The following is a 374-nucleotide window of genomic DNA, read 5'->3' on the forward strand; positions in this document are numbered from 1 at the left end:
AGCGACGGCATCCAGCACCTGGACGGCACATCCGCGACCCCGCCGATCGCCCTGTCGGAGGTGCAGGCGTACGCCTACCAGGCGGCCGTGCTCGGCGCGGACCTGCTCGAGGCGTACGGCCGCGACGGAGAGCGGCACCGGCGCTGGGCGCGGGGACTGGCCGCCCGGTTCCGGGCCCGGTTCTGGCTGGAGGAGGGCTACCCGGCGATCGCCCTCGACGGGACGGGCGCACCGGTCGACGGCCTGGCCTCCAACGCCGGCCACCTGCTCGGCACCGGCCTGCTCGACCGCGGGGAGGAGGCGCGCGTCGCGCGGCGGCTCGGGGAACTGGACTCCGGCTGGGGACTGCGGACGCTCACCGGCGACGCCGCCGG

The 374-nt window shown here is 77.5% G+C and carries 1 pseudogene; it reads left to right on the top strand.

Annotated features, from left to right (window positions below):
• Nucleotides 1–60 precede the first annotated feature (60 nt).
• Nucleotides 61–374 (top strand): annotated as a pseudogene (locus ACFFNX_RS52240) (glycogen debranching N-terminal domain-containing protein); the annotation flags it as partial.

This window comes from Actinoallomurus acaciae, assembly GCF_042429965.1.
In the GTDB taxonomy this organism is placed as follows: domain Bacteria; phylum Actinomycetota; class Actinomycetes; order Streptosporangiales; family Streptosporangiaceae; genus Actinoallomurus; species Actinoallomurus acaciae.